The sequence below is a fragment of the Mongoliitalea lutea genome, assembly GCF_014652135.1.
In the GTDB taxonomy this organism is placed as follows: domain Bacteria; phylum Bacteroidota; class Bacteroidia; order Cytophagales; family Cyclobacteriaceae; genus Mongoliitalea; species Mongoliitalea lutea.
The window spans coordinates 118,521-143,298 of record NZ_BMYF01000002.1; the positions used below are offsets into that span (position 1 = coordinate 118,521).

Genomic DNA, 24,778 nt, shown 5'->3' on the forward strand with positions numbered 1-24,778 from the left:
GTTTAATGCGGTAAGTTAGTTAAGTTTTTTACATTTAGGAAAGTAAATATGTATATCAAACTAATATTTACTATCCTAAATACTTTTTGCTGTTGGTACTCGATTTTTGCTAGTTTGATTTACATTTTTGAGATGCTTGTAATTGGCAAAAAACTTTTTGATTTCATTAATGCGTCTAATAGCTCATATAAAAATTATTAATCTATGTTAACTCACGTTTCGTTCAAAAAAGCGGCTTTCAGCGCTTGTATGCTACTTTTATTAGCGACAGCATCTTTTGCACAGCGCTCTGGTCAGCAGGTAAAAGATGCAAAAAAAGCCTTGTATGATGATCCTAAGTGGAGAAAAGAAAACTACATCATCAACAGAGATTCGGCTTATGCCAACCCATACTATGCATTGCAAAAATTGCGATGGGGAAACCAGCGATTTACAGAAGGTAGAAGCATTCACCCAAGACAGGATGCAGATGTTATCAATGAACTGGCGAAGGGTCAGCAACCATTTGCTACAATCGTTGGGTGTAGCGACTCAAGAGTATCAGCTGAAATCTTATTTGACCAAGGTTTTGGTGATCTATTTGTAACACGTACAGCAGGTCAGGTAATGGCTCAGGCTTCTTATGGTACGATTGAATTTGCTTCCGCTGCCTTGGGAACAAAATTAATCTTGGTCTTGGGTCATTCTAAATGTGGTGCGGTAGAAGCTGCCATTAGTCTTCCTGAAAATCCTCCAGGCCATATTTCAACCTTGATCAACAGCATCAAACCTGCTACCAAGCGTTATTTTGGTGTGAGTGATAACTTATTGGAGTTTGCCGTTCGTCAAAATGTAATCAATCAGGTCAATGAATTGAGAGAATTGGAGCCTGTATTGTCCAGAATGTACCAAAGAGGTGAAATTTTGATTGTTGGTGGTGTGTATGATTTGGCTACCGGTCAAGTGGAGTTTTTGGAGGAGACCATGGTAGACCTTCCTGCTACCAAGTTTTCCAAAAAAGACATCATGGGTATGTAAGCCAATCCATCAAAAAAAGCTATCACAAGCATCCCAAAAATTCATGTAAAAAAGTGGCGAGGCCTAACTGCTTTTGCGTAAAAATTATGGCTAAAAATTAGCAGAGTATGCTGACTTTTAAAAGACAAAAGTCACCAAAAGGAGAAGGGGTATCTACTAATTTCGTGCGCTATTACAGGAGCTTGTTCGTGAGACAGCTTTTTTAGAAATAAACATCATGCTAAAGAAGATAGCTGCGATTATGGGGATTGTCTTGGTATTCGGGACAAATCCGGTTGTTGCCCAAATTTCCGAGCCGGGCAATTGGTTGATTTATTTCGGCAATCAGAATTTTGCCAACAATAAATGGGTCTGGCATAATGAAATCCAGTACAGGGATTACAGCTTGTTGGGTTCAAGAGAACAATTGTTACTTCGTACAGGAGTTGGTAGATACCTGACAGAGAATAACAATATTGTCTCAGGAGGATATGCCTTTATCAGTACTAGACCTCAAGGTTTGCAAGATGGTTTGGTGGTGATCGATGATGCCAATGCCTTTCAGGAACACAGACTTTGGCAGCAATACCTGACGAGACAGCCTATTGGAAAGGTTTTGTTGACTCATCGCTATCGGTTTGAACAGCGGTTCTTCAACGATGGAGATTTTCGCTTGCGAGGAAGATATTTCTTAGCGGCCAATATCCCTTTGAATAATCAGCTTATGATGGAAAAGACCTATTATTTGTCTTTCTACAACGAAGTCTTTCTAAATGTGACTGACGACACATCGGTAGCACTCTTTGATAGGAATCGGCTATTTGGAGCGATAGGGTATCAAGTCAATAGAGGTGTTCGAGTAGAAGTGGGGCTGATGCACCAAACGCTTAACAATAGGGAATTTTCCAGAACGCAATTACAGTTTGTTGTTTTCAATAACCTGCCTTTCAAAAAATAAGGCAGAAAAACTCAGAGGTAACGCCAAATATAAATTTTATGTCAACGCTACCTCTGTTTTTTTATGTTTATTTCAAACGTTTCAATCCTTTGGTTTCTTCTTTGCTAGCTTCCATGATGCTGATAGCATAACCTCCGCCTGAGGCAGTTTGCTGATTGAGCTTGGATTTGTTAGTGACGATCACTTGGCGGATGGTATAAGCCTGGGCATTGTTTCTATAGTGGGCATCCTTGGCATCTGCATAGATAGTGGCTATGTAGGTTTTGTCCGGATCAAGAAAGTCAAAGCTGATAATGGAATTTCTGACGGGAACTCCATTCACATTTCCTACAAACCAATTATTGCGACCTTTTTCTTTTCTGGCTATCGTTACATAGTATCCTGGTTCTGCCTCTAGGTACTTACTTGTTTCCCACTCTACTGGTACATCTTTGATGAATTGGAAAGCGTCCATAAATCGCTCATAATTTTCCGGAAGGTCTGCTGCCATTTGCAATGGGCTATAGAGGGTAACATACAAGCCCAATTGATTGGCAATGGTACTGTTCACCCAAGAATCATTTTCAGGATTTACCTTGCTGATATCCATCTCGAAGATGCCTGGCGTGTAATCCATAGGTCCACCGATTTGACGGGTAAAAGGTAAAACCGTGTGGTGGTTTGGCTTACTGCCACCAAAGGCCTGATATTCTTGACCTCGTGCAGATTCATTGGCGATCAAATTAGGCCACGTACGGGCTACGCCTGTAGGCCTTACTGCTTCGTGGGCATTGACCATGATTTGGTATTCGGCGGCTTTTTCTACGGCATATTGGTAGTGATTGACCAGCCATTGGCTGTAGTGATTTTCCCCTCGGGGAAGGATGTCTCCCACATAGCCGGATTTCACAGCATTGTAGCCGTTGTCTTTCATGAATTGATAAGCCCTATCCAAATGACGCTCATAATTGCGGACAGAGGAGGAAGTCTCATGATGCATGACCAACTCCACACCTTTGGATTTGGCATAATCTCTTAAATAAGGCAAATCAAAATCAGGATAGGGAGTCAGAAAATCAAATACATAATCTTTAGAGTTTCCAAACCAATCTTCCCAACCGATATTCCAACCTTCCACCAAGACCCCTTTGAATCCATGTTCAGCAGCAAAATCAATATGACGTACCACATTATTGGTATTGGCTCCATGACGCCCATTGGGAAGTACTTTGGTGTAGTCGGTTTCACCTAGTTTGACAGCAGGTAATTCATCCGTATATGCCCAAGAGCTTTTCCCGGTAATCATTTCCCACCACACACCGATGTATTTCATGGGCTTAATCCAAGAAGTATCTTTGATTTTGCTCGGCTCGTTCAAGTTATAAGTCATTCGGGAAGCCAAAATGTCCCGTGCATCATCGGATACGATGATCGTTCTCCAAGGACTGTTGAAAGGAGACTGTAAATACCCTTTATCACCGATAGCATCAGGAGTCAGCCAAGACTGAAAAACCATGCGCTCATCATCCAAGTCTAAGTGCATGGTAGAATAATCAATTAATGCTGCTTCATGAAGATTAATATATAAACCATCATCACTTTTCATCATCAGCGATGTTTGTACACCAGTTGTTGAGAAAGGTTTTTGGGATAAATTACCTGTAATAGCTTTTTCCATCAAACCCCTGATTTCAGAGAGTTTGGACTCGGTGTAATCATATTCCTGAGTATCATAATCCCCCGGTATCCAAAAAGCCGTATGGTCGCCTGCCATAGCGAATTGCGTCAATTCATCCTTGATGACAAAATGACCTAAGTTGGGTTGGGAGGGGAACTCATATCGAAACCCTAAACCATCGTCAAAGACCCGAAAGCGAATATTAAGCGTTCTTTCTGTATTTGCTTGATTGAGGGTAACCAAAAGTTCGTTGTAGTGATTTCGGATGCTGCTTTCTTCTCCCCAAACAGGTATCCATGTTTCGTCAAAGGAAGAAGTCTGAGAGGACACTAAGGTGAAATTTCCAGCTAATGGTTCTTGATTTTTGATTTCAAAACCAAGAGAACTGGGTTTAATGACATCTTTGTTTTTAAAAGTCAGGGAGTAGATGGCCTGGCCATTTTCCACTGAGAAGTTTAGCACAATATTTCCATCAGGAGATTTGACCTCTTGTGCTTGTACATGTAAGACCCACAGCAAGAGGGAGAGGGAGAGCAAATAAATTCTTTTCATAGTAAATTGGGTTAATAATAGGTTTTGCCAAATCGTTCAAATATCGCGATATCTAGGGTTTCCCGATGATCAGGATGTGCAATTTGCTGCAAGGCTTTTGCTCGTTGCTTCAAATTTTTACCATAAAGATAGGCAACTCCGTATTCAGTTACCACATAATGCACATGGGCCCGAGTAGTGACTACTCCTGCACCTTCTTTTAACGTTGGTGTAATTTTACTTACTCCTTTATTAGTCACAGAGCTTAAAGCCATGATGGGTTTACCTCCATCTGACAAGGATGCACCACGAATAAAGTCCATTTGTCCGCCCACTCCAGAAAATTGATAAGTTCCAATGGAATCCGCACAGACCTGTCCTGTAAGATCGATTTCAATGCAGGAGTTGATGGATATCATCCGGGGATTTTTGCGGATTACTGCTGAATCGTTCACATATTCCGCCTCTTGGAAAGTGAAAAGTGGATTATCATGGATGTATCGGTAAAGTTCTAGATTTCCCGCAGCAAAGGAAGTGAGTACTTTACCCTTGTGTTTCTTTTTGTAAGCATTGGTAATAGCCCCTGACTCCAATAAAGGAATTAAGCCATTAGAAAACATCTCTGTATGGATTCCCAAATCTTGATGGTTGGTCAAGGACTGTAATACAGCATCAGGGATGGCACCGATTCCCAATTGTAGACATGATCTATCTTCAATCAATTCTGCAATATGATGACCAATGGTTAATTCTGCCTCAGAGATTTTTTCAGCATAATTCACTTCATGCAAGGGTTCATCTACTTCAACTATTGCAGTAAACTGACTTACATGTATGTGCCCGTCTCCATGGGTACGTGGCATTTGATGATTGACTTGGGCTATGACTATTGGAGCAGATTCGACTGCTGCTTTAGCAATATCCACGGAAACTCCTAAGGAGCAAAAGCCATGAGTATCCGGTGGGGAAACATGAACGATGGCAACGTCTAAGGGAAGGATTTTCTTTTTAAACATTTGCCCAATTTCGCTCAAGAAAATAGGGATATAGCCTCCATAAAGGGAGTTAGCGGCATGCCTTATATTTTGGGAAACGAATAAGGAATTGAAAAAGAAGCTATCCCTATTTTCAATGGCTGCCAATGGCATAGGACCAAAACTGGAGATAGATACTAATTCCACTTGACGAAGATCCGAAGCTCGCTCGGCAAGGCAATTGATGAGGTGAGTGGGGGTGGCTGCACTTCCATGCAAAAACACCCGCTGGCCAGATTGGATAAGTTTTACAGCTTCCTGTCCGCTGATATACGATAAATTCATTCTAAATTCTTCATTCCACATTCTTAATTCACAACTGTTCACTTCTCCTTCCCCACCATTTGAACAATTCCATCAAAAGAAGCAAAGGAAATGCCAAGACCAAAATATATCCCCATTCTTGTAACGTGATGGGTTCTATCCGGAGGATGGATTGCATGAAAGGGATATGCATACTCGCGATGTGTATGACTTGGGTCAAAATTACAAATAAAATCAACAAGTAATTGCGGGAAATAGGAATGTTGAAAGTGGATCTACGCTCGGATCGACAATTGAAGATATGGAGATTTTGCATCAATACCATCAGCAATAATACCATGTTTCGGGCATGCAATTCTGACATATTGGTGAACTTGTTCAAATAAAGCCATAGGCCAAAAGCTATACCACCCATGATCAAGCCTGAAATCAAAATCTGCTGGCTCATGATGTTGTTAAAGATACCTTCTTTGGGATCTCTTGGTTTTCTGCTCATCGTCTCAGCCTCACCGGCTTCAAAAGCCAAGGCTTTGTCTTGGATACCATTGGTGACCAAGTTGAGCCATAAAAGTTGTACAGCTAGTAAGGGTAGGGGAAGCCCTGCGAATATGGAAAGTATAAACATGACAACTTCCGCCGCACCCGTGGAAACCAATAGATAGATAACTTTTCGCACATTATCATAAGCAAATCTTCCTTCTTCTACACCAGCTACAATTGAGGAGAAGTTGTCATCCACGACTATCATCGCACCCACGTCTTTGGCAACGTCTGTACCCGAACCCATAGCTACGCCTATATTCGCACGTTTTAGGGCAGGGGCATCATTGACGCCATCTCCAGTTACAGCGACAAACTCTCCCTTTTGGATCAGCACATCCACAATTTCCAATTTTTGTGTAGGAGAGACGCGTGCAAATACATTGGTAGAAGCGACTAAATCTTGGAAAGCTTTATCGGATGGTCCACCTGCTTTTTCTAATTCAGCTCCTGTCACTACCGTTCTGGATTTCTCTTTTAATCCCAATTCTTTGGCAATGGTGGAAGCAGTGGCCGGGTGGTCACCGGTGATCATCATGACTTGGATGCCAGCCTTCTTACATTTAGCAACTGCTTGGATCGCTTCCGAACGTAATGGGTCAATGAAACAAATCAAGCCTTGATAGCTTAATTTTGGAATATCTGATAAATGATAAAAGTCTTTGGCCTGAAAATCATCGACCTCTCCGGAAGCAAATGCTAACACGCGATAGCCTTCGGAGGCGAATTGATTAGCAGTGGTATGGATCTTTTCGATTTCAGCTGATTGCATGTGGCAGAAACTTAAAATTGTTTCAACAGCCCCTTTAACTGCTAAGTGAATGTGGTTATCCTCCTTGTAAAAAGCACCTGAAAATTTTCGTTCTGACTCATAAGGGATCAATGATTGGACTGGGAATTCTTCATGAATTGTCTCAGGCTGAAGTGCAGCTTTGTAGCCCATGCCAAGCAAGGCAACATCCATTGCATCCCCATAGAATTCCCACTTCTCGTCCTTTAGAAGTAATTTAGATTCATTGGCTAGCATGGCTGTTTTGCATACGTTAAAAAGTGCGGACTCCTTTTGCGGCTTGACAGTTTTTCCATCAATGCTAATTTCTCCAATCCCATTATATCCTTCCCCGCTCACATCGTATTGCTGACCATCTGAAAGATAGATTTTTTTGACTGTTTGCTGATTCACTGTCAGGGTTCCAGTTTTATCAGAAGCAATGACAGTGCAGCTGCCCAAGCTTTCCACCGAGGTCAGCTTTCGTACAATCACATTTCTTTTGGCCATTCTTCGCGTTGCCACAGCCAATGCTACTGTGAGCGAAACAGGCAAGCCCTCCGGAATGGCTGATACTGCCAAGGCTACTACAAAAAAGAAGATAGCTGAAAAGTCCATGCCTTGGAAGCGTAATAAAACTGCCAGAATTACTGAAAGCACAATAATGATATTGGCGATTTTCTTGGTGAATTTCTCCATCCGTTGGATCAAAGGTGGTTTAGCGGATTCACCTTCTTGTACATTTTGGGCAATTTTCCCAACCTCTGTGTTTAATCCGGTGGCAATGACAATTCCCTGAGCCCTTCCGGACATGACCGTAGCGCCGGCATGCGCAATATTTTTTCGGTCGGCAATTGGCGTGTTTTTGCCAAGGGCCTCTGGGTTTTTCTTGATAGCTTGGGATTCTCCTGTCAAAAAACTTTCATCTACCTCCAAACCTGCTGTTTGGATGAGTCGGAGATCAGCGGGGACTTTATTTCCAGATTCTAAAATCACCAAATCTCCAGGTACTAAATCTTCCGAGTCAATTTCTGATACCTCATCAGTCCGCTTGACTTTTGCTTTGATACGAAGCAGCTTGGTGAGATTGGAGGCACTTTTTTCTGCATTGTATTCCTGATAAACCCCAATCACGGTATTGATAAGAATGACCAAAAAAATGAAAATGGCATCTTTTCCTTCTCCAATAGCTACAGAGGCAATGGCAGCAGCAATCAAAATGAAGATCAATGGGTTGATCAACTGCCCGATAATCATTTTAATCATGCTGATCTGAGACTTATCGGGTAGCTTATTTGGCCCAAAAACCTCTCTACGAATTCCAACTTCCTGTTGCGATAATCCTGAGGAAGAAGTTTGTAAATCCTTCAACAATTGATCTGATGAAAGGACATGCCAGTGTTTGGGGTCTTGGATGTTCATAGGCTTGGAGTTAATGGCTAAGGGTTGGTCCCATTGCCTTTTTGACTAAAATAAATTCACTAATATTCTCTTGGTCCAAGATACCTAAGAAGTGACCGTTTTCAATAACAAATGCGACTTTTGTTTTCCGGGTGAGCATATTTCTCCAAGCCTCGTTGAGATCTTCTTCAGTTTCAAGTTTAAATGGTTCCATATTAGCTACTTGTTCAATTTTCCCTTGATTGCCAAATTCTTTTAATCCTTTGATGATTTCATTTCGGCTCAAGGTTCCTACTGCGACATCATCTTTAACTACTACAAAATGAGTTGCTTGGGAGTTAAGCAGTTTTTCCACTGCTTTTTGAAGCGGTGCATCAAAAGCAATGATCTGAAATTTCATCATCATGGCATCTTTTACTTTGAAGCCTTTCAGCATACTTTCCTGTTGGGTATGACTTACTTCCGCACCTGCCCCTAGAAAAATAAAAATACCTATCAGTACCAGTACGGGATTATTGAATAGTCCAAAAAAGATGAAGAATATCGCCAAAAACTGTCCTATACCCCCTGCGATAGCGGTAGCTTTGGCTCTTGGGAGTTTGATAGCCAAGAATGCCCGTAAAATTCTACCCCCATCCATTGGAAATGCAGGAATGAGATTGAAGATCGCCAAAATCAAATTGGCAGATGCTAAATAAAGCAGAAAGGTATCCGGGCCAATATTGATTTTCTCCAAGGCTTCTACCTCAAACCCTTGAAAAGAGAGTAGGATAGAGAGTCCTATAAAAATAACAATATTTACCAAAGGACCTGCAATGGCCACCCACAATTCCTGTTTGGGATCGTCGGGAAGTTTTTCTAATCGGGCCACTCCTCCAATGGGATAGAGCACGATATCCTTGGTTTGGATGCCGTATTTTTGTGCTGCCAGTGCATGACCAAATTCATGTAAGACTACGCAAAAGAAGAGCGCAAGTACAAGGAAAATTACCCAGGCAATGTCTACGGTCGGCATGCCTTGCCGGTAGTTGGAAATAATGATCCATAGGAGCAGTAAAGAGAAGGTCCAGTGGATAAAGACTTTGATGTTTTTGTAAGTGCCGAGTGGGAGAGAAAGCTTCATTTTGTATCTGATCGTTAAACTAATCTAAATTTAGAAAATTTTTTTAAAGGAAATGCTGACAAAAATCATGTTACTGTTAATTTAATTTGAACAGGATATTTTTAAAACATTACACATGTAAATAGCTAGAGAGTTTCTTTTTTGATTAAAAGCGAAAGATCTGAAATGTAGACTTGATTTTATTTTGATATTTTAAGTTAATGACAAATAATAATATGTTATTGCATTCAAAATACAAATTAACTACTATATTTGTTTTATCGATTGTATTTTTCCAGAATATTGTTTTGAAATTTATCCCGTTGGAAACCTGTAGTCCTGTTTTTTGTTTATATTCGCAAGTTGGTAGAATTTAATTTGCTACTTAATTATTTGACAAGTATTCAGCGATATAAACCCAAATTGAAATGTCTTTTACAGAAGAGATTTACAAGCCTCAAAATCACATCCGGATTGTAACCGCAGCCTCCTTATTTGATGGGCATGATGCAGCAATCAATATTATGCGTAGGATTATACAGTCCACGGGTTGTGAGGTGATTCATTTAGGCCATAACCGTTCGGTACAGGAGATTGTTGATTGTGCGATTCAAGAGGACGTACAGGCCATCGCCATTACTTCTTACCAAGGAGGTCACGTAGAGTTTTTTAAGTATATGTATGACCTATTGCAGGAAAAAGGTTCAGGGCATATTAAGATCTTTGGCGGTGGAGGAGGTACCATACTTCCGGAAGAGATTAAAGAACTCCATGCCTACGGTATTACCCGTATTTACTCTCCTGATGATGGGCGTGCCATGGGTTTACAGGGCATGATCAATGATCTGGTTCAGCAATCCGATTTTCCGGTAGGTAAAAATGTAGCTGATATCGTTCCTAGCATGACTGATAAATCCAGTATCGCTAAGATCATTTCTGCTGCAGAAAACTTCCCGGAAGAAAGTAAGGAAATGCTTGCCGGATACAAACAAACAGCTGCTGCTAGCAAAACCCCTGTTTTAGGAATTACAGGCACAGGTGGTGCGGGTAAATCATCTCTTGTGGATGAGTTGGTTCGTAGGTTCTTGCTGGATTTTTCAGATAAAAATATCGCCATTATTTCGGTAGATCCCTCCAAGCGCAAAACAGGTGGGGCATTATTAGGGGATAGAATCCGCATGAATGCTATCAATCACCCTCGAGTGTACATGCGCTCATTGGCTACCCGTCAATCCAACCTTGCACTTTCGAAGTATGTACAGGATGCGGTTGATATTGTAAAGTCAGCTGATTTTGATTTGATCATCTTAGAAACTTCCGGTATCGGGCAATCAGATACAGAGATCATCGAACATTCTGATATGTCCTTGTATGTTATGACTCCAGAATATGGTGCTGCTACCCAATTGGAGAAAATTGACATGTTGGACTTTGCTGATATCATCGCACTCAATAAGTTTGACAAGCGTGGTGCGCAAGATGCCCTAAGAGATGTCAAAAAACAATATAAGCGCAATCATAACCTGTGGGATATTGCGGATGAGGATATTCCAGTATTTGGTACTATAGCTTCCCAGTTTAATGACCCGGGAATGAATAATCTGTACAAAGCCATTATTCATAAATTGGTTGAAAAAACAGGTGCAGATTTAACAACATCCTTTGAGGTAACCAAAGAGATGTCTGAAAAAATTTATATCATCCCACCGGCAAGAACACGGTATTTATCAGAAATTTCTGAAAACAACCGAGCCTATGACAAGTGGGTAGAAGAGCAGAAGGAAGTTGCCCAAAAGCTTTTTTCTATCCAAAAATCTATCGAAGCTATCCAAGGCACGTCTGTTGCAGATAAGGACCGCTTAGTAAAAGAGCTACAGGAAGTATATGCAGAGGTAGCGCTCAACTTGGATCCTAAAAACAAGAAATGGTTGGAGGAATGGCCTGAAAAAGTGGAGAAATATTCCAATGATTTCTATGTGTTTAAGGTCCGTGATAAAGAAATCAAGGTTCAGACCTATCATTCTTCACTGTCGAATACCAAGATTCCCAAAGTTGCCCTACCAAAGTACGAGGCATGGGGAGATTTGTTGAAGTGGGGTCTAAAGGAGAATGTGCCGGGAGAATTCCCTTATACCTCTGGAGTATTTCCGTTTAAGCGGGAAGGAGAGGACCCAACCCGTATGTTTGCAGGTGAAGGCGGGCCAGAACGAACCAATAAGCGATTCCACTATGTCTCCCAAGATATGCCTGCCAAGCGTTTATCGACAGCATTTGACTCTGTGACCTTGTATGGGGAAGATCCGGATTATAGACCGGATATCTATGGTAAGATCGGTAACTCTGGAGTGAATGTCTGCTGCTTGGACGATGCCAAAAAACTGTATTCAGGCTTTAATCTAGCAGATCCAAAAACATCCGTATCCATGACCATTAATGGTCCTGCTGCTACCATGACAGCATTCTTCATGAATGCAGCCATCGATCAGCAATGTGAATTGTACATCAAAAAGCATGGATTGGAAGATGAGGTGCATGCAAAAATTGAGACGATTTATAAAGAGAAAGGTGTTCCGAGACCTGTGTACAACGCTCCGATTCCTGAAGGAAACGACGGGTTGGGCTTAATGCTTTTAGGCGTGACAGGTGATCAGGTATTGCCTACGGATGTCTACGAAGAAATCAAAGCATATACATTAGCTACTGTCAGAGGAACTGTGCAAGCAGATATTCTGAAAGAAGATCAGGCGCAAAATACCTGTATTTTCTCTACAGAGTTTTCGCTTCGTTTGATGGGAGATGTGCAACAGTACTTTATCAACCGTCAGGTAAGAAACTTCTATTCCGTATCGATTTCAGGCTATCATATTGCCGAGGCCGGTGCTAACCCCATTACGCAGTTGGCATTGACACTTTCCAATGGCTTTACCTATGTTGAGTACTATGTTTCCCGAGGAATGGATATCAATAAGTTTGCTCCAAACCTTTCTTTCTTCTTCTCCAACGGTATTGATCCGGAGTATTCCGTAATCGGTCGAGTGGCTAGAAGAATTTGGGCAAAAGCCATGAAATTGAAATATGGTGCGAATGAGCGTTCGCAGATGTTGAAGTACCATATTCAGACTTCAGGCCGTTCCTTGCATGCGCAAGAGATTGATTTTAACGATATCCGAACTACCTTACAGGCGTTGTATGCAATTTATGATAACTGTAACTCTCTGCATACCAATGCGTATGATGAGGCTATTACAACTCCTACAGAGGCGTCTGTACGAAGAGCAATGGCTATTCAGTTGATTATCAATAAAGAGCTTGGCTTGGCTAAAAATGAAAACCCTATCCAAGGCTCCTTTATCATTGAGGAATTAACAGACTTGGTAGAAGAGGCAGTTTATACCGAATTTGATAGAATCACTGAGCGTGGAGGTGTTTTGGGAGCGATGGAGACCATGTATCAGCGTGGAAAAATCCAGGAAGAAAGCTTGCATTACGAAATGTTGAAGCATACGGGAGAATATCCGATCATCGGGGTAAATACCTTCCTTTCTTCAGAAGGTTCTCCTACAGTAATTCCGGGAGAAGTGATCCGAGCCACTATTGACGAGAAAGAAGATCAAATCCGCACTCTTCAATCCTTGCATCAACGTAACGCTGAAAGGATAACCGAAGAGTTGAAAGGCTTGCAGCAGGTAGCCGTACAAAATGGTAATATTTTCGAGCGATTGATGGAAGCTACCAAGGTTTGTTCCTTGGGGCAAATCACCAATGCTCTTTACGATGTAGGCGGTCAGTACCGCAGAAATATGTAAGAATCAAGCACAGGCTGAACTTTCCTTCAGCCTGTTTTGGTTTCTATGACTGGATAATTGAAATGTTATGAGTATAAGAAAATCTGTAGTCCGCATGAAGTCTGACTACGAATACGTGGCTACGAATCAGCAGGGCAACGCTGTTGAGATAGATATGTACGATGCGCCAAATAAAAAGGCTCAATCTCCTATGGACTTGCTATTGTCAGCCTTGGGAGGGTGTAGTTCTATTGATGCAGTCTTGATGATGAAGAAAAAAAGGAAGACGATAGTAGACTTTTTTCTGGAGGTAGAAGGTACAAGAAATGATGGTATTCCAGCATTTTATACCCATATCCAAATGAACTTTGTCCTGGTGTCACCGGATGCTACAGAGGAGGAGTTTGCTAAAGTTGTCACGCTTTCGGTAGATAAATATTGTTCTGTTGCATCCTCAATTAAATCTGAAATTTCCTATACTTCTGAAGTTCGCAGGCCATGAGAGTTGTTACTGAGTTTGTCAAAGAAGAGGTCAGGATTTCTGTTTTTTCTTGGAACAATAAATACCTGATCAAATTTGAATTGGGCCCCATGGAGCAGACATTCAAAATTCCTGAAATAGATGTATTGGATGAAGCAGATTTAGAAAACTTCTATCAAGGAGAATTTTTTCAAGCCGTTTTAGCACGATTTGAAGAAATGGGCCAAACTTTTCGAAAAGAGTTAGAAAATCTTTAGCTTTACTCCAAAGCTAGAGATTTTGAAAACTCCCTTAATGTTGATCGGTATTCTTCTTTTTTGGGGCTGTTCCAGAAAAGATTCCTATACATCAGAAAGATTGCTGGAGTTGGAGGCTATTGTTTCTTTAATGGATTTTGATTTTGATCAACTTGAACAAGAAATTGTAAATCTTGGTGATTTTTCTACCAAAATCTATCATTCCAAAGACACAATTACGAAATCTAATCCCTTTTTTTTCTTTGATTTTTCGGAAAGGATCATCAACTCTGAGCCAGACGCTAATCCAGATTTTAGTACAATATATTTTTCAGAAATCGGGAACAACAAAGAGGCTGCAAGAGATTTGCTCAAATGGACTTATGCTTTAGAAAGAAAATTTAAAAGAATTATTGAAAATACTCCTACGATCTCACAGGTATATTTTAATTCGCCTCTTCAATTAAATAAGTTATATCCACCATATCCTGCAAAGTTTATGCTTGCACCAGATTTGGATTTGAAGCAATTTAATTTTTTTTATGAGGCAACTTTAGAATATAATCCTACCAAAGCACCTGTATGGGTTCAAGATATTTATTTAGATCCAGTTGGGAAGGGTTGGATGGTTTCATTACTGAATCCAGTTTATGACCAAGATCAGCTGTTGTTTGTAATTGGCTTTGATATAACTTTAAAAGACATTGTTGAAACATATGTTAATCAATATTCTAAACAATTGATAATTATTGATGCTACGGGAACAATTGTTGCTGGCAAATCTCGAGCTATTGAGGCCTTATCACTTCCACCTTTGAAAGATCATATCTACAGCCATACGATTACTTCCGATAGTTTTATTCCAGAGGAGTTTAATTTGTTTAAAAGTAAAAATAGTCTTGTTAGAAATATGGCATCGGATGTCATTTTGGGAAATAAATTAGAGTTTGAATTGACAAGTGATTTTGATAGTTTTTCTGGTGTGGTCAAAAAATTTGATCGAATGAACTGGTATTTAATCGATTTAAGTTGGAAATGATAAAATTAAACAATTTATTAAAAATCGATAAAGCTACAAGGGGGCTAGTCTTTTTAGGTGTTTTTTTAGTTTTCTCGATTCTTTTTTTGGCATTTTATTTTTATCAAGCACTCAATGAAAATCAGATAAGATCTAATAATCAAACTTTATCTAAACAGATTGAGCTTGCAGGGAAAGAAACTGAAAAGTCATTCAATTCCATGTATGATGACATGCTTTTTTTTATTAATAATCTTGAAAATTGGACTTATGAGAGAACTGGAAATGAAATGAAGGCTTTTGAGGGTAGAGCACGAAGGATTTTCAATAATCACAGGGATTTATTAGATACAATTATTGTTGATTTCCCTAACCATCGAGTTTCTTTTTATTTTGACAATAAAAATACCTTCGTTAGGCAGTTTAGAGAAAAACAACCAATAGAGTTAGACAATTTAAATAATATACTTACTCTTAAAAAACCTGAGAAAGACCTTTCTTTTTTAATTTATCTAAATCTCCAAAGGTTTGCAGACAATCAATTAGCTAATTATTATTTAGGTTCGGAATCTTCCAAATTTATGACAGTAAGTGGGGAGATTTTTGATTTGGTAGATGATTCTTATTTTTCAGGTTTCCATATAGATGTTAGTAGTTTAAATTACATTAATAATAATCTTGATATAGGTTTAAAAGGTCTGGTAAATGGGGTAATGAGTAACGCCGAAGGTAAAAGAATATCTGTATGGATCCATTTTTACCCTATTAAATTGAATCCTTTAGGAAAGGATGCCTCGCTTGTATTCATTCAAGCACTTAATTGGACATCATCGAAAGCGTTTTCAACATATATTTATTTGATTATTGGTTTATTAGCAATGGTAGTGATTGTATTTTTTATCCTCTATCAATTCAACCAATCTATAACTAAATCTAATGAATCGTTAGCCAAAAGTTCCAAAGAAATTGAAGAACTTTTCAAAAGGCAAACACTTTTATTACAAGAGTCAAACGGGTTCATTTATTTTCAAAATGAAAAAAATGAAATGATCAGCGTTGGGGATGAGGTGAAAAATGTATTAGGCTACGATAAAGAAGATTTCTTAATAAATTTCCGCTCCTATATTGCTCCAGAGTGTGTCTTTGAACTGCGTGAAAAGGTTTCTGAAAGTATTTCAAGAAAGGTGGAATTTTTCAAAACTGATTTCTTTATCTTTAAAAAGGGTGGTGAGAAAATCCGGGTAAAAGTTTTTGAAAAATTACTTTTCGATGAAGGTGGCGAATATAAGGGTACTGTTGGTATTTTTACGGATATCGATGAACAGTATCGAACCGAACAGGAACGGATTCGTTCGGAAGAGCGATTTAGATTGGTATTGCATTCGCTTCCAGACCTCATTTTTACTTATGATAACGAGGCTAATTTTTTGGATTATTATGTTCAGGATAGCAGTGTATTATTGTCTCCTCCTGAGGATACAATCGGTAAAAATGTATTGGAGGTGGTACCAGGAGAGCTTGGACAGCGGGTATATGACATGTTTAAAAAGGCAAAAGAAACTGGGAAAATGCAACGCATCGATATGGAGTTGCAGGTTCCAGTAGGTACAAGGATTTTCGAAACAAGAATTTTTCGATTAGACGAGAACAGGTTGATCTCTATTGCTAGGGATGTTACAGCGCAAAAAGTTTGGGAAAAGGGATTAAGAGAAGCGATGGAAGCCGCCGAGTTGGCCAACAAAGCTAAATCTGAGTTTTTGGCTAATATGTCTCATGAAATCAGAACTCCAATGAATGCTTTGTTGGGGATTGTCAGTTTGTTGGAAACTACCCAATTGAATGCACAGCAATTAAAATATCTTCAGCTGCTTAAATCTTCTGGAAAAAACCTATCTGGTATTATCAATGATATTTTGGATTATTCCAAAATTGAATCAGGGGCGATGTCTCTGAAACCTACGGTATTCCATTTTAAAAATGAAATTGAGCGAACATTTCAATTGTTTGAAGGATTGTTGAAAGAAAAGGAAATCGATTTTTCACTTCAATACAATGGAGAAATACCCGTGTTTGTAGAGGTGGATCGGGAGAAATTAGTTCAGGTGATTTCTAATATTCTTAGTAACTCCATCAAATTCACGGCTAAATGTGGCAAGGTCAGTGTATCTCTGTCTTGCGAAGATATCATTGATGATACGGTGATGCTTTTATTTGAGGTAAAGGATTCAGGGATTGGTATACCTCAGGATAAAATCCAACAATTGACAGAGCCTTTCTTCCAGTTGGATGGCAGTAATACGCGGGAGTATCAAGGGACTGGTCTAGGACTGGCTATTTCAAAAAAGATTTTGGAACTGATGGGAGGGGATCTATTGATTGAAAGTCAGGAAGGTATCGGTTCTACGTTTTCATTTTCAGTTTTTGCAAAAGCCATCACAATTGATAGTCAAGCAGATGATACGGCAAATAAAAGTGCCTTACAAAAAAGTGATCTAGTTCCTGCCTTTGGAGCGAAATATCCATTACAAATTTTGATAGCAGAAGATAATAATACCAATATTGTCTTTATGGGGATGTTGATGGACCAATTGGGTTACCAAGTGGATTTTGTATTGAATGGTTTGGAGGCAGTAGAAGCTGTGCAAAAAAAGTCCTATGATATGATTTTTATGGATATACAGATGCCGAAGCTCAATGGATTGGAAGCGACGCAAGAGATTCTAAAATTAGGTCTGGAAAATCCACCTCAAATATGGGGATTGTCTGCTAATGCATTTAATGAAGACCGGGAAAAAGCGATTCAGCTAGGTATGAGCGGTTATTTAGCAAAACCTGTAGATATTGAAATAATCGCCAAAACGCTGCGAAGCATCTACCTCAGTTTACACAAAATATAAAAAAGCCATTTGATTTTATCTTGGACAATGTTGTCTTTCGATAATTCAAATGGCCTTCTTTAAAACAATCTTTTTTTACAACTCTGTATTCAGGTCAAAAGCTTCTAAGTAATCAGAAACACGTTTAACAAACATTCCTCCCAAAGAGCCATCTACCACTCGGTGATCGTATGAATGGGACAAGAACATTTTGTGTCGAATAGCAATGACATCACCGGTAGGAGTCTCAACTACCGCAGGCTTCTTTTGAATGGCACCAACGGCCAAAATGGCTACCTGCGGTTGCATGATGATCGGCGTACCCATCACATTACCAAATGATCCTACATTGGAGACCGTGTAGGTTCCTCCACTCAATTCATCTGGAGAAAGTTTGTTGATTCTTGCTCTGTTCGCTAGATCATTGATCTTTTTGGAAAGGCCAGTGAGATTGAATTGGTCAGCATTTCTGATGACCGGAACAATCAAATTACCGGTAGGCAAGGCCACTGCTACTCCTATATTGATATCCTTTTTCTTGATGATGTTTTCTCCGTCCACAGAGATATTGATCATTGGGAAGTCTTTGATTGCTCTAGCAACTGCCTGCACAAAGAATGGAGTAAAAGTAAATGCTTCACCTTCTTTCTTCTTGTAGCTATCTTTGACTTTATTTCTCCACAATACAATATTGGTCACATCTGCTTCTACAAAAGAAGTTACGTGTGGAGATATACGCTTGGAGTCCACCATGCGCTGCGCAATCATTTTACGCATTCTGTCCATCTCCATGATTTCATCTTGGGCAGATATGCTCATCTCTACCTTATGGGCTACAAACGCAGGTGCTGGGGCAAGTTTTGCGCTTGGAGCTGAAGGGGCTGCTACCGCTGGAGCTGCTTTTCTATTGGCTAGGTAGTTGAGCATGTCCTGTTTGGTCACTCTTCCTTCTTTACCTGTTCCTGGAATAGTTGCCAATTCAGCTTTGCTGATATTTTCTTCTTTGCAGATACTTAATACCAATGGAGAATAAAAGCGATCATCATCTACAGTAGCTGCTGGAGCACTTGGAGTAGCGACTAAGGTGGAAGTCTGTGCCGGCGCAGCAGCAATCAGTTCTTCTTTAGCCTCCGCCTGTACAGATGCGACTGGGGCGCTTGCAGCAACCTCGGCAGAAGTTTCAATGATTGCAATGGGAGCGCCAACTGCCACCACATCACCCTCTTTTGCCAATATTTGTTTCAAAATACCTCCGTGAATCGCTGGTACTTCTGTATCTACCTTATCCGTTGCTACTTCCAAAACAGACTCATCTTGCTCAATGGTATCCCCCTCTTTTTTGAGCCAAGTAAGGATCGTACCTTCTATGATACTCTCACCCATTTTGGGCATCAACATCTCTACTGTTGCCATAGTTAAATTATTTAATTGGGTTTATTTCTGAGTTTTAAAATTAAATTTTATTTTCTCTATTGCAAAATCAATTTACAAAATTTTTATTCTGTTTGACCGATTATGCATGTTCGAAGCAAATTTAGCCCTGCGATAGCCGTCAATTGTATATTCAACATACGGTCTTGGGTCAATTGGAGTTTTTTGGTGACGGTTGTCTGTCCATCACTGCAAGCAATCCATACAGTACCAACCGGCTTCTCTGCCCAGCCTCCTCCAGGACCTGCAATGCCACTGCTAGCCAACCCGTAATCTGCATTGAGTTTTAAGCGGATATGTTCGGCCATCTGAATGATCGTCTCCTCACTTACGGCGCCTTTAGTCTGCAAAGTTAACTCATCCACGTTTAATAATGCATGTTTAAACTGATTATGATAAGGGACCATACTTCCTTGGAAATAGGCACTGCTACCCGGAATGGAGGTAATCATATGAGAAATATAACCTCCTGAACAGCTTTCTGCCAAGGCCACTGTCTTTCCATGGTTTTTGAGTAAGCGACCTACCGTTTCTTCTAGGGTGTCCTGATTGTATCCATAGACATACTTGTCGATCAAAGGAAGTAAGGATTGTAGTTGCTGCGCCACATCATTTTCTAAGTTTTGGAAGTTGTCTCCAAAGGCCGTCAATCGTAACCGAACTTGTCCTAAAGAAGGTAAGTAGGCCAACTTAATATGTGGTGGAAGTTCTTTTTCCCAATCTTTGATCACATCTGCGAGCCAACTTTCACCAATGCCCACTGTTTTTACTACTTGATGGTAAATTATGGGTAGTTCGAAATTTGACTTGATTCGAGGGATAACATGATCTTCCATGAGTTTTTTCATTTCATGGGGTACGCCTGGCATTGACATCCAAATGGTGCCATTTTCCTGAAACCACATGCCTGGGGCTGTGCCAAGTACGTTGGGGATGTATGTACATTTGGTAGGTAAGTGGGCTTGAAGACGGTTCAGATCCGTTAGTACTCTTCCCCGTTTTTCAAAAAATGTTCGTACAGCTTTCAAAGCTTCAGGAACCAACTCAATTTCGCAATTGAAGTATTCTGCTAGTAAAGGTTTGGTCAGATCGTCATTTGTGGGACCTAATCCACCTGTCATCAAAATGATATCGGCGCGCTTTTCGGCGGCAGCAAAAGCTTCCAAAATTGCTTCTCGGCTATCACCTACAGTTGTTCTCCGCACTACGCGAACTCCGATTTTATCCAGCTCTTGGCTGATCCAATGGGAATTAGTATCGATTATCTGTCCGTATAGGAGCTCATCGCCTATGGCAAGTATTTCTGCTTTGACTTCTTGGTATGGAGACATGGGTTTAATTAAATCGTTGATTATCCTTTATCGGACTTTAGCTTTTGCAAGTATTTTCGAAAAGATGGTGGGGAAGAAGCGCTTGAGATAGACAGCATAGGTTTCTTTTCCCCCAATCAGGACTTCTTCCTGTCGGTTGATAATGGCTTTATAGATGATTTTCGCACATGCTTCGGCACTCATACCTTTGTTTTGTGCATCATCCATAGTACCCAATGGGGATCCATCTCCAGTTAAAGCGTTGATGGAGACATTGGTTCGGATAAAGCCTGGACAAATCATGGTTACATAAATATTATCGGCAGCATGTTCTGCTCTTAAGGAGTCAAAAAAACCATGGAGTGCATGTTTTGACGCTGCATAGGAGGAACGATAAGGGGAACCAAACTTGCCAACCAAGCTACTGACCACTGCAAACTGTCCTGTTTTTCTTTCCAAAAAGTGCGGTAAGAGTGCTTTGGTCAAGGCTACCGTACCAAGGTAATTCACCTCCATGATTTTTCTATCGACATCGAGGGAAGTCTCTCTTACAAGTGAACGTTGACTGATGCCGCCGTTATTGAGCAATACGTCTATTTTCCCGAAAGCATCGATTGCTTTTTTTACGATTGTTCCAAACGATTCGCTCTTGTAAAGGTCGAGGGGTAGAATAGCGATGGAATCCTTGAAGGGACTTTGGGCTTTTATTTCTTCCAGTTTCTCTGTATTTCGTGCTGAGATAATCACTTGGTGACCTTCTCTCAGGGATTTTTCAGTAACAGCTTCACCTATACCGGAAGAAGCTCCTGTAATCCAAATAGTTTTCTTACTCATGATGCTTTTCGTTTGTAGGTGACAAAAGCATAATCGTATTCATTCTTTTCATCCTTTTGAAAGCTTTCTCTTCTGACCTCTTGCCATTCTTCTGGAGAAATTAAGGGAAAAAATGCATCCCCATCCGGACTGGCCTGAACTTCTGTGACCAATAATTCATCGGCATAAGCCATCGCTAATTTGTAGATTTCAGCCCCGCCGATGACGTAGACACGCTCCAACTTTTTCCCTATACAAAGCTGAAGTGCCTGTTCAAAAGAATTGACCATATGATGACCTTCAGGTACTTCAAACGCTGAATTTCTGCTGATGACAACAGAAGTTCTGTTGGGAAGTGGGCGGCCCACCGATTCATAGGTTTTGCGGCCCATGATGATGTGATGTCCGGAGGTAGTATTTTTGAAGAATTTAAGATCTGCGGACAATCTCCATATCAACTCATTGTTTTTACCAATGACTTGATTTTTGGCTGTTGCGACTATGATTGAGATTTTCAAGGTGATTTTTTTTGACAAGTTACCAAGGATTCGTGATTCTGAAAACAAAATTCCCCAAGCTTTCACTTTCAATAAAGTGTAACTTGGGGAAATTGTTTGATTTTTAAAGCAAATCAAAAATCTGTATTCTTCTTTTTGAAACCAATGTTATAGTTTAAAACCTCTTAAGAATTCCTCGATTCCCATTCTCTTTTTCCCTTCAAGTTGGAGCTCTTTGATATAAATACTACCATTCCCCGTTTGGAACTTCAAGTAGGTTTTTCCATCGGATGTCCATTCCCCAACTTGTAAGTTAGGGTCGTTTTTAGCGGATGTTTCGGTGAGATAAATTTTGCAGGTTTTTTCTTGCAAGGTAGTCCAAGCCGCAGGATACGGCGATAAACCTCTTACTAAATTATGAATGCTTGTTGCATCTTTGTTCCAGTCTATTTGACAGGTTTCTTTGAAGATTTTTGGAGCGTGGTGAAGGAATTTATTTTCATCTTGTGGATAGGTTGTCACTGTTCCATTAGCGATCAATTCCACCGTTTTGACTACTAGGTCAGAACCTTTCTCCATCATTCGTTCATAGAGACTTCCTATAGTGTCTTCGGGATGGATTGGCTCTTTTTCTTGTAAGATGATATTTCCTGTATCGATTTCATGCTTCAGGAAAAAGGTGGTCATGCCTGTTTCCGTTTCTCCATTAATAATGGCCCAGTTGATTGGGGCAGCTCCCCTGTAGTTGGGCAGGAGAGAAGCATGCAGGTTAAAGGTGCCTAAGGCAGGCATGTTCCATACGACTTCGGGAAGCATGCGGAATGCCACCACAATCTGTAAATTTGCCTGATAAGAAGATAGTTCATCTAAAAACTCAGGAGATTTTAGATTGGTGGGCTGAAGCACAGGAATATTCAAATCCAGTGCAGCTTCCTTGACAGGAGAAGGAATAAGTTTCTGTCCTCTGCCTTTGGGTTTGTCGGGTGCGGTAATTACTGCTACTACATTCCAGCCTGCGGCAACTAATTTTTGTAAGGAGGGAACCGCAAATTCAGGCGTTCCCATATATATAATGCGTAATTCTTGCTTCATCTATCCCAAATTGTGTTAATCAGAGGACAAAAATTAAAAAAAATACTGAATTCGACCGCTTAATTTTATTTTATTTGAAGGTAACCTTTTTTCATGAAGCTCGTTCGAACTAACTGAATTAGTAAGACTGAAATCAAAGTGCTCCAGAAAATACAAGGTGAAAAAAGCATGATTAACGCATTTTCTGTTTTATTCGTGACCGTCTTCACTTTTTTGTCTATATGTGACCATTTTGAAGATATTGAGGATGTAATTTACCAAGATATTGAAATCTTAACTGAGCAAGATTTTGATGATTTTGATTTTCCTGTTAAAATATCGCGAGTGCTAGAATCTTCTTTTGTTTTGTTTGAACGAACCGAACAAATTAAGGTGGTTGATTTTCTTCTTTCAGTTATTGTACCACTTAAAGTTTATCAAGATGATTTTTTTATTCAGCCTCCAAAAATTCAAATAGTTTATGAGTTTTTTGTAGGTACGAGTATTTTTAGAAATGCACCCTAGTTTTTTGTAACTATTGCTTTGCTCCATAATTAAGTTCTCACCGCTAGATAAAGTTGCCGAAGGTTTTTTTATTGAATTTGGGTGAGCTTCTTATACTGCCTTATGGAGCCATGCATTTTATTTATTGATAATCAATTTTCTTTCTTTAACTGAAGTTTATAAATGCGACTAACATTCTTAGTGGGCCTGCTATTGATTTGTAATAGCACTATGGCTCAGCAAAACCTATTTAATATTCCATCTGGTGACATAACCGAAAAAAAAAAAGTGTTCTACCAGCATCAGTTCAATATATTTCAGCCCATGTTTGAGTCTAAAGGCCATTTCGTCTATGGTTTGGGCAAGGGATGGGATATAGGTGTAAATTTGGTGGGAAAAGGTGTTGGCTTTAGCCCTTCTCTTGAGTTTATCTACAATGATAACCCCTCCCAAGGTGCCTTATCACCACATTTGATGCCATCCATTCAAAAACAATTTCGAATATCAGAAACCTTTGATGTCAATTTTGGGACACAAACAGGCATAAATTTGGCAGATCAATGGGACGAAAAGGAGTTGGCTTACTTTAATTATGGGATAGGTGTCTATCATTTTATGAATAAAAAAAGCCGAATCATTGGAGGTATGTACCATACCAATCGAAATTTTGTAGGAGAAGGTACACATGTTGGTTTTCTAGTTGGGTATGAGTTAAAAATCGCCCCCAGAACCTACCTTATGGGAGACTGGATCAGTGGTAACAATGAATCTTCTGTAGCTGTAATTGGAGCCATGTATAATGTGACTAAACGGTTTCAGTTTTGTGCAGGAGTCTTATTGCCAAATGAAGGGAATGACAAACCTTCTGGTCTAGTCATCGAGCTCAACTTCTTTGGCTGGGATTTGAGCATGAAATAATGATGAGGGATGATAGATTCAACTAGTGATTCAATTGATTGATTAGTTGAGTCTATCGCCTTTGAAAAAAATCGAAATAATATTTTTTGGAGAATGTTGAAAAAAGATTTTTTGGTTCGAAATTTGACTACTTTTACATCGTGAAACAATCAATACATATTGTCAGACCACTTCTTCGTGTCATCGCGCTTGCCATGGCATTGTTTTTTGTAGTTTTGGCTGTATTTGATGGGTTTGAAGAAGAGCAAGATATAGAGTATGTAGGTGAATTTTTAAATGAGGCTGATTTCGATTACGTGGATTTTCCCACTTCGATTTCCAGGTCTAGCAGCACCCAATCACTCAAAATTCAACGAATCATTGTATTAAGCGTATTTGAATTTGTCTCTCAAGCATTGAGGTTATCAAAACCATCCATGCTTTCTATTGCATATATTCCTCTTGACATATTTTCAGGACTTGATTTTTTGATTGGCAAATCCATTGCTGCCAATGCGCCCTGATTAGGGGGCACTAACACTTTCTTTTATTTGCGATAAACCCTCAAATAACTTTCTCTGAAAGATTATTCACATTCTATTTGTTT

Annotated in this window: 19 protein-coding genes; 10 read left to right on the forward strand and 9 right to left on the reverse strand. The window is 39.8% G+C overall.

The features are described from left to right. The first annotated feature begins 204 nt into the window (after positions 1-204). Positions 205-1,017: a carbonic anhydrase gene (locus tag IE080_RS02230; RefSeq protein WP_229800453.1), complete on the forward strand. Its 813-nt coding sequence runs from the start codon at positions 205-207 to the stop codon at positions 1,015-1,017. Between the two features lie 217 nt (positions 1,018-1,234). Then, on the forward strand, positions 1,235-1,954 hold the full coding sequence (locus IE080_RS02235) for a DUF2490 domain-containing protein (RefSeq protein WP_189578814.1): 720 nt from the start codon (positions 1,235-1,237) through the stop codon (positions 1,952-1,954). Positions 1,955-2,021: 67 nt separating this feature from the next. On the opposite strand, the gene IE080_RS02240 is transcribed toward IE080_RS02235, so the two are convergent. The 4 genes from IE080_RS02240 to IE080_RS02255 are packed head-to-tail and all read right to left on the reverse strand — an operon-like array spanning position 2,022 to position 9,273. Next, entirely contained in the window at positions 2,022-4,163 is a 2,142-nt protein-coding gene (locus tag IE080_RS02240) for a glycoside hydrolase family 97 protein (RefSeq protein WP_189578815.1), read from the reverse strand. 11 nt (positions 4,164-4,174) lie between these two features. Beyond that, on the reverse strand, positions 4,175-5,461 hold the full coding sequence (locus IE080_RS02245) for an acetyl-CoA hydrolase/transferase family protein (protein ID WP_189578816.1): 1,287 nt from the start codon (positions 5,459-5,461) through the stop codon (positions 4,175-4,177). A 28-nt stretch (positions 5,462-5,489) separates the two neighbouring features. Then, on the reverse strand, positions 5,490-8,171 hold the full coding sequence (locus IE080_RS02250) for a cation-translocating P-type ATPase (RefSeq protein ID WP_189578817.1): 2,682 nt from the start codon (positions 8,169-8,171) through the stop codon (positions 5,490-5,492). Between the two features lie 10 nt (positions 8,172-8,181). Further along, on the reverse strand, positions 8,182-9,273 hold the full coding sequence (locus IE080_RS02255) for a site-2 protease family protein (protein ID WP_189578818.1): 1,092 nt from the start codon (positions 9,271-9,273) through the stop codon (positions 8,182-8,184). A gap of 407 nt (positions 9,274-9,680) precedes the next feature. On the opposite strand from IE080_RS02255, the gene IE080_RS02260 reads away from it, so the two are divergent. The 5 genes from IE080_RS02260 (at position 9,681) to IE080_RS02280 (ending at position 17,669) form a co-directional block, all read left to right on the forward strand. Beyond that, entirely contained in the window at positions 9,681-13,058 is a 3,378-nt protein-coding gene (locus tag IE080_RS02260) for a methylmalonyl-CoA mutase family protein (protein ID WP_189578819.1), read from the forward strand. A gap of 67 nt (positions 13,059-13,125) precedes the next feature. Then, the gene (locus tag IE080_RS02265) at positions 13,126-13,539 is read left to right on the forward strand and encodes an OsmC family protein (protein WP_229800454.1); all 414 of its coding nucleotides are present in this window, start codon (positions 13,126-13,128) and stop codon (positions 13,537-13,539) included. Next, entirely contained in the window at positions 13,536-13,775 is a 240-nt protein-coding gene (locus IE080_RS02270; RefSeq protein WP_189578820.1) for a hypothetical protein, read from the forward strand. The genes IE080_RS02265 and IE080_RS02270 overlap by 4 nt, the downstream gene beginning before the upstream one ends. 109 nt (positions 13,776-13,884) lie before the next feature. Then, entirely contained in the window at positions 13,885-14,793 is a 909-nt protein-coding gene (locus IE080_RS02275) for a PDC sensor domain-containing protein (protein WP_189578821.1), read from the forward strand. Then, the gene (locus IE080_RS02280) at positions 14,790-17,669 is read left to right on the forward strand and encodes an ATP-binding protein (RefSeq protein WP_189578822.1); all 2,880 of its coding nucleotides are present in this window, start codon (positions 14,790-14,792) and stop codon (positions 17,667-17,669) included. The genes IE080_RS02275 and IE080_RS02280 overlap by 4 nt, the downstream gene beginning before the upstream one ends. A gap of 75 nt (positions 17,670-17,744) precedes the next feature. On the opposite strand, the gene IE080_RS02285 is transcribed toward IE080_RS02280, so the two are convergent. The 5 genes from IE080_RS02285 to fmt form a co-directional block, all read right to left on the reverse strand. Further along, on the reverse strand, positions 17,745-19,061 hold the full coding sequence (locus IE080_RS02285; RefSeq protein WP_189578823.1) for a dihydrolipoamide acetyltransferase family protein: 1,317 nt from the start codon (positions 19,059-19,061) through the stop codon (positions 17,745-17,747). Between the two features lie 83 nt (positions 19,062-19,144). Beyond that, positions 19,145-20,410 (reverse strand): competence/damage-inducible protein A, encoded by a 1,266-nt coding sequence (locus IE080_RS02290; RefSeq protein WP_189578824.1) that lies wholly within the window; start codon positions 20,408-20,410, stop codon positions 19,145-19,147. A gap of 27 nt (positions 20,411-20,437) precedes the next feature. Further along, complete coding sequence (locus IE080_RS02295; protein ID WP_189578825.1) at positions 20,438-21,223, reverse strand: SDR family oxidoreductase; 786 nt, start codon at positions 21,221-21,223, stop codon at positions 20,438-20,440. After that, entirely contained in the window at positions 21,220-21,720 is a 501-nt protein-coding gene (locus IE080_RS02300; protein ID WP_189578826.1) for a dihydrofolate reductase, read from the reverse strand. Before IE080_RS02300 ends, IE080_RS02295 begins: the two co-directional genes overlap by 4 nt. A 147-nt stretch (positions 21,721-21,867) precedes the next feature. Continuing rightward, positions 21,868-22,791 (reverse strand): methionyl-tRNA formyltransferase, encoded by a 924-nt coding sequence (gene fmt, locus IE080_RS02305; RefSeq protein ID WP_189578827.1) that lies wholly within the window; start codon positions 22,789-22,791, stop codon positions 21,868-21,870. Positions 22,792-22,959: 168 nt separating this feature from the next. Between fmt and IE080_RS02310 the strand changes: the two genes are divergently transcribed. The 3 genes from IE080_RS02310 to IE080_RS02320 all read left to right on the forward strand — a co-directional run bounded on the left by IE080_RS02310 (position 22,960) and on the right by IE080_RS02320 (position 24,695). Then, on the forward strand, positions 22,960-23,295 hold the full coding sequence (locus tag IE080_RS02310; RefSeq protein WP_229800455.1) for a hypothetical protein: 336 nt from the start codon (positions 22,960-22,962) through the stop codon (positions 23,293-23,295). 162 nt (positions 23,296-23,457) lie between these two features. Next, entirely contained in the window at positions 23,458-24,192 is a 735-nt protein-coding gene (locus tag IE080_RS02315; RefSeq protein WP_189578829.1) for a hypothetical protein, read from the forward strand. 140 nt (positions 24,193-24,332) lie between these two features. Further along, complete coding sequence (locus IE080_RS02320; protein WP_229800456.1) at positions 24,333-24,695, forward strand: hypothetical protein; 363 nt, start codon at positions 24,333-24,335, stop codon at positions 24,693-24,695. The last annotated feature ends 83 nt before the right edge of the window (positions 24,696-24,778 follow it).

Excerpts from the sequence above, each read along its gene's own strand:
- IE080_RS02230 (WP_229800453.1), top strand. The coding sequence starts at position 205 with ATGTTAACTCACGTTTCGTTCAAAAAAGCGGCTTTCAGCGCTTGTATG.
- IE080_RS02235 (WP_189578814.1), top strand. The coding sequence starts at position 1,235 with ATGCTAAAGAAGATAGCTGCGATTATGGGGATTGTCTTGGTATTCGGG.
- IE080_RS02240 (WP_189578815.1), bottom strand. The coding sequence starts at position 4,163 with ATGAAAAGAATTTATTTGCTCTCCCTCTCCCTCTTGCTGTGGGTCTTA.
- IE080_RS02245 (WP_189578816.1), bottom strand. The coding sequence starts at position 5,461 with ATGAATTTATCGTATATCAGCGGACAGGAAGCTGTAAAACTTATCCAA.
- IE080_RS02250 (WP_189578817.1), bottom strand. The coding sequence starts at position 8,171 with ATGAACATCCAAGACCCCAAACACTGGCATGTCCTTTCATCAGATCAA.
- IE080_RS02255 (WP_189578818.1), bottom strand. The coding sequence starts at position 9,273 with ATGAAGCTTTCTCTCCCACTCGGCACTTACAAAAACATCAAAGTCTTT.
- IE080_RS02260 (WP_189578819.1), top strand. The coding sequence starts at position 9,681 with ATGTCTTTTACAGAAGAGATTTACAAGCCTCAAAATCACATCCGGATT.
- IE080_RS02265 (WP_229800454.1), top strand. The coding sequence starts at position 13,126 with ATGAGTATAAGAAAATCTGTAGTCCGCATGAAGTCTGACTACGAATAC.
- IE080_RS02270 (WP_189578820.1), top strand. The coding sequence starts at position 13,536 with ATGAGAGTTGTTACTGAGTTTGTCAAAGAAGAGGTCAGGATTTCTGTT.
- IE080_RS02280 (WP_189578822.1), top strand. The coding sequence starts at position 14,790 with ATGATAAAATTAAACAATTTATTAAAAATCGATAAAGCTACAAGGGGG.
- IE080_RS02285 (WP_189578823.1), bottom strand. The coding sequence starts at position 19,061 with ATGGCAACAGTAGAGATGTTGATGCCCAAAATGGGTGAGAGTATCATA.
- IE080_RS02290 (WP_189578824.1), bottom strand. The coding sequence starts at position 20,410 with ATGTCTCCATACCAAGAAGTCAAAGCAGAAATACTTGCCATAGGCGAT.
- IE080_RS02295 (WP_189578825.1), bottom strand. The coding sequence starts at position 21,223 with ATGAGTAAGAAAACTATTTGGATTACAGGAGCTTCTTCCGGTATAGGT.
- fmt (WP_189578827.1), bottom strand. The coding sequence starts at position 22,791 with ATGAAGCAAGAATTACGCATTATATATATGGGAACGCCTGAATTTGCG.
- IE080_RS02310 (WP_229800455.1), top strand. The coding sequence starts at position 22,960 with ATGATTAACGCATTTTCTGTTTTATTCGTGACCGTCTTCACTTTTTTG.
- IE080_RS02315 (WP_189578829.1), top strand. The coding sequence starts at position 23,458 with ATGCGACTAACATTCTTAGTGGGCCTGCTATTGATTTGTAATAGCACT.